The sequence below is a fragment of the uncultured Thiodictyon sp. genome, from assembly GCF_903946935.1.
Classification (GTDB): Bacteria; Pseudomonadota; Gammaproteobacteria; order Chromatiales; family Chromatiaceae; genus Thiodictyon.
This window is the reverse complement of record NZ_CAJAXH010000126.1, coordinates 1-3959: the sequence shown is the minus strand read 5'-3', so window position 1 is coordinate 3959 and position 3959 is coordinate 1. Positions and strand designations below refer to the sequence as shown.

General features: G+C 67.6%; 5 protein-coding genes. All 5 read left to right on the top strand.

All coding sequences use genetic code 11. The features are described from left to right. Positions 1-325: hypothetical protein (locus QZX93_RS11210; protein ID WP_295391717.1), on the top strand; the 325-nt coding region annotated here is incomplete at its 5' end. 753 nt (positions 326-1078) lie between these two features. After that, complete coding sequence (locus QZX93_RS11205) at positions 1079-1726, top strand: hypothetical protein (protein ID WP_295391720.1); 648 nt, start codon at positions 1079-1081, stop codon at positions 1724-1726. Between the two features lie 5 nt (positions 1727-1731). Beyond that, a complete protein-coding gene (locus tag QZX93_RS11200) occupies positions 1732-2592 on the top strand; it encodes a hypothetical protein (RefSeq protein ID WP_295391721.1) in 861 nt (286 codons plus the stop codon). Next, positions 2592-2792 (top strand): hypothetical protein, encoded by a 201-nt coding sequence (locus tag QZX93_RS11195; protein ID WP_295391723.1) that lies wholly within the window; start codon positions 2592-2594, stop codon positions 2790-2792. The genes QZX93_RS11200 and QZX93_RS11195 overlap by 1 nt, the downstream gene beginning before the upstream one ends. A 92-nt stretch (positions 2793-2884) precedes the next feature. Next, positions 2885-3403 carry a DNA repair protein RadC gene (gene radC / locus QZX93_RS11190; RefSeq protein ID WP_295391725.1) on the top strand — a complete coding sequence of 173 codons (519 nt, stop codon included), beginning with the start codon at positions 2885-2887 and terminating at the stop codon, positions 3401-3403. Positions 3404-3959: the final 556 nt, after the last annotated feature.

Below are 3959 nucleotides of genomic sequence, written 5' to 3'. Positions count from 1 at the left end.
GATCGTGTCGGTCGAGTTTCATGTGCGCGTCAGGCTGAACGGTGGGGTCCCCGCGACGCCACCAACTGTTGGGGTGCTATCCTCCAACACAATGCCCCCACGCCACCGCGTTCCGGAAGGGGGGGGTCTGAACGATTACGGTGAGTTTTTTCATGATCTTATGCTTCTTCTAGTCTGGATTTCTCATCAGGAGGTTGAAGAAGGGGCCTCCTTTGGCACACAAATAGATTACAAACAGCACCTTATGCGTAACCAAGCGGACACCCCTTCGCTGATACAGTATATCACCGAGTCCGTCACGGACCAACCGCTGCGGCTGTCCTGAGCGCCGGACACCCGGCCCAACCGTGCAGCCCCCCCTGCGTCACTCCACGCACCGAGCGGCCCCCGGCGACGTCCCACGTTTCTCCACTCCGTGAGTCTTGCCGCCCTCCGGCAGGGAAACATCGCACATCATCAGAGTCTTGGCGTGGCTCTGGTCCCTGGAGACCGCCCGTGCTGTGCGACGGCTGTGCGCGCGTCCGGGCGCTTTCCGGTCGGGCCGGGTGCGTGACCGCCGCCATCGACTGCGGTCGACCACGCCGCCGGGTCAGTGTTTCATGTCCTCTGACACTAGCGGCAGGGGAAACAGGGGTAACAGGGGTAACGTCAACCCGCACATTGACTTGCGACGAATCGCAACAGGGGGAGTGCAGGGGCACAGCCCGGCCGACCAGTCCAGCGCGGATGGCAGGGGAAACAGGGGAAACAGGGGTAACGTCAATCTAGACATTAACTTGCGACGCGTCGCAACAGGGGAAGTGCAGGGGAACCCGCCGGGGCACGGCCTACCCAACCGAGCGCGCCACGCGCCTCGCCGCCCGGGGCGTCAGAGCCCCCGAGGTCGCACGCATATCATTCCTGTGATCCGGCTAGGTCGCCAAGACGCCTTGGACCCCGCAGGTCCAGGGCGTCGGCGTCTCACTCCAAGCGTCTTTGGCCGCGTTCTGGGCGCAAGAAATCGTCAACGCGGCCCCCCTTCAAGGCCCCTTCCTCACGGACGGGGCCTTTTCTTTTGTCTCACTCCCTGGAGACCACCATGCCCGCCAAGTCCGCTCCCGCCGTCCCGCCCGAGGCCATCGCCGCCGTGGGTCAGCACACCATCAACAAGCTCAGCGAGCGCGCCATCGGGCGCCTGACCTACCAGATCGGCGTCGGCGCGTCCGGCGTCGTCTACCTCACCGTCACCGACAACGAGGGCGGTGGCTACTTCAGCCGCGAGCCCGTGGCCCTGGACAAGATCGAGACCGTTCTGGCCACCCACCTGGCCACCGGCGCGTCCTTTGCCACCTCGTTGCTGCGCCGGTGCTTCGTCAACCGCAGTAACAACAATAGCTGCTTCCTCGCCGCGGCCCTGCGTCACGCGGGCCTGATCAAGGCGGCCGACCTCCCCAACAAGCATGTTTGTGCCGGTGACTGGGCGACCTGGCAGGACAACCAGCGGCACCGCTTGGCACAGGTGGGACCGGTCACGGTGGCCGAAGAGAAGGAGACCCCGAAACCGGTCGAGGTCGAGGACGTGACCGGTCAGGTAGAAGCCGAAGAGCCGCCGCAGGAGGTACTGGCGCTCGCCGAGGATGCCGATAGCGAGCCGGATGAAGTGGCGTCACCCCCGGTCGAGGAGCCCCCGGCCGTCAAGGCACCGGGTCGACGCCCGGACCGCGCGATCCGGGGTGCGCGCGGGTAGCGATCATGCGGACGATCACGCGCCTGAGCGAGCTGCCCCGCATCGCCGATCCCGTACTGCGCCACTGGGTCGACGCCCGCTGGCGCGACGTGCTGGACGCCGGTGCCGAGGTCTGCTTCCACCTCCTGGAGCCCGCGGAGCCGCCGCTGCCGGGCCTATGGGCGGCGACCGTCGGGAGTGACCCCGCGCCCCCGTCCCTCGACGTCCTGACCGCGTCCTTCGAGTACGTCCTCGACCACGACACCTTCTACGAGATCGTCATCCTGGCCAACGACGAGGCCGGCCTGGTCGTCGTCGTGCCCAAGTCCGAGCCGCTGGAGCCGGCCTGGTCGTACTACCTCAGTCAGGCGGCCTTACCCGCCGTCCATCCCACCGAGGCCACGCCTCACCCACCAAGCGGAGTTTCTCATGATGCTACCGATCGATCCGTGGCGGGAGACCCTCAGTCGGCTCCTCGCCCACCCCGTCGTGACCCAGGTCCTGATCGAGCTGGGTCAGAAGGTGATCGAGACCTTCACCAAGCCTCCCGAGCCGCCCCGGGAGAAGCCGGGGAAGCCGCGATGAACGCCGCCAACCCGGCCCCGCCACCGTCCGTGCCCTTGTTCCCTTTGGGACGGGTGGTCGCCACCCCGCACGTCCTGGACGTGCTGAAGGACCACGGGGTGATGCCACTGCAATTGCTCCAGCGGCATGTCCGCGGCGACTGGGGCGAACTGTGTCTGGAGGACGTCAAGGCCAACCAGGACGCGCTCCGGTATGGGACGCGGCTCTTCTCCAGCTACACGCTGGGCGAGGGCGTCAAGGTCTGGATCATCACCGAGGCCGACCGCTCGGTGACGACATTCCTGATGCCGGACGACTACTGATGGACCGCTCGCCCCATCCCACCCCGTGTGATCCGCAGGTCGCCGCCTTCGTGGCCGGACTCGATGAGGACGCCTTGGAGTGGTTCGAGGAGCGCGCCGCGATCATCGAGTTCGACGGCGGACTGACCCGCGTCGACGCCGAGTCACAGGCCCACGCTCAGACGCTGGCCTATCTGGCGGAGCGTCGCCGTCGTCCTTGAGGCGGGCGCTCCTTCCCCATCCCGTCACCCACTGCGGCACCCTGGGCACGGCGGCGTGTCCGGTGGCTGCCGCGTTTTCGGAGCATCCCGTCATGTCGAAAACGCACGTCTCTCATCTTCAGCTTTCTCTGATCCTGGAGTGCGCGCCGGTGCGCCACCCGGCGCTCACCAGCGCGGAGCAAACCCTGATCGACCGGGCGATCCGCTGCCTGGAGGCACGGTATATGGTCGCCGGCGAGCCGCTGATCAGCCCCGAGGCGACCCGGGACTACCTCAAGCTGAAGCTCTACGCCTTGCCCTACGAGGTCTTCGCCTGTCTGTATTTGGACAACCGTCACCGGGTCATCCAGTACGAGGAGCTGTTCCGCGGCACCATCGACGGGGCCAGCGTCCATCCGCGCGAGGTGGTGCGGCGGGTCATCGAAACCCGATCGGCCGCGGTGATCTTGGCGCACAACCATCCCTCGGGCGTGGCGGAGCCGAGCCAGGCGGACCTGCGCATCACGCAGCGGCTGCGGGACGCCCTGGCGCTGATCGAGGTGCGGGTCTTGGACCACCTGATCATCGGCGAGGGACCAGGCACCTCGCTCGCCGAACGCGGCCTGCTGTGATCCTCCCGCGGGGCGCCCGTCGGGCTGAAGGCGGCGTGTCCGCGGCTGGAGCGACAGGAAAGCGTCCGGACTGGCGGACGCCCGGCGACCTGCCCGTGCCGTCCTGGACCAAGGGGGCTCGCCAAGCCTGGGGGCTTGGCGGGATCACTTTTTTTGTGGCCGGCCAGGCCGACGGACTGCCTGAACGTGGAACCGCGGCGGCGACCTGGACCACGCGGGCATCGGGCCGGACGACACCGCACACCCGATCCCGGCGCCGTGGCGAGAACCAACCGGGCGCTGATCGGACGCTCGTCTGGTGGCCCCCCGCCGCCCGCTAGGAGCGCTCGAACAGGACCACGCAGACCGCGCCGACCGTCAGGTCAGCGTGAGCGGTCGGTCGGTGCCGGGCTCGGTGAGGATCACCAGCGGCGCCCGGCCGGGGGCCTGCCTGTCGATGGCTACCTAAACCCGCCTATAGTTGGTGAATGATGCGGGTAATCGCCAACGAGGGTGGTGAAGAGCGGTCGGGACGCTGGGGGACATAGGGGGGCTGGGAGCCAGGGGGAAGGGGGGG

What these genes read in the sequence shown, in the direction of transcription:
- QZX93_RS11205 (WP_295391720.1), top strand. Translation starts at nt 1,079, where the DNA reads ATGCCCGCCAAGTCCGCTCCCGCCGTCCCGCCCGAGGCCATCGCCGCC.
- QZX93_RS11200 (WP_295391721.1), top strand. Translation starts at nt 1,732, where the DNA reads ATGCGGACGATCACGCGCCTGAGCGAGCTGCCCCGCATCGCCGATCCC.
- QZX93_RS11195 (WP_295391723.1), top strand. Translation starts at nt 2,592, where the DNA reads ATGGACCGCTCGCCCCATCCCACCCCGTGTGATCCGCAGGTCGCCGCC.
- radC (WP_295391725.1), top strand. Translation starts at nt 2,885, where the DNA reads ATGTCGAAAACGCACGTCTCTCATCTTCAGCTTTCTCTGATCCTGGAG.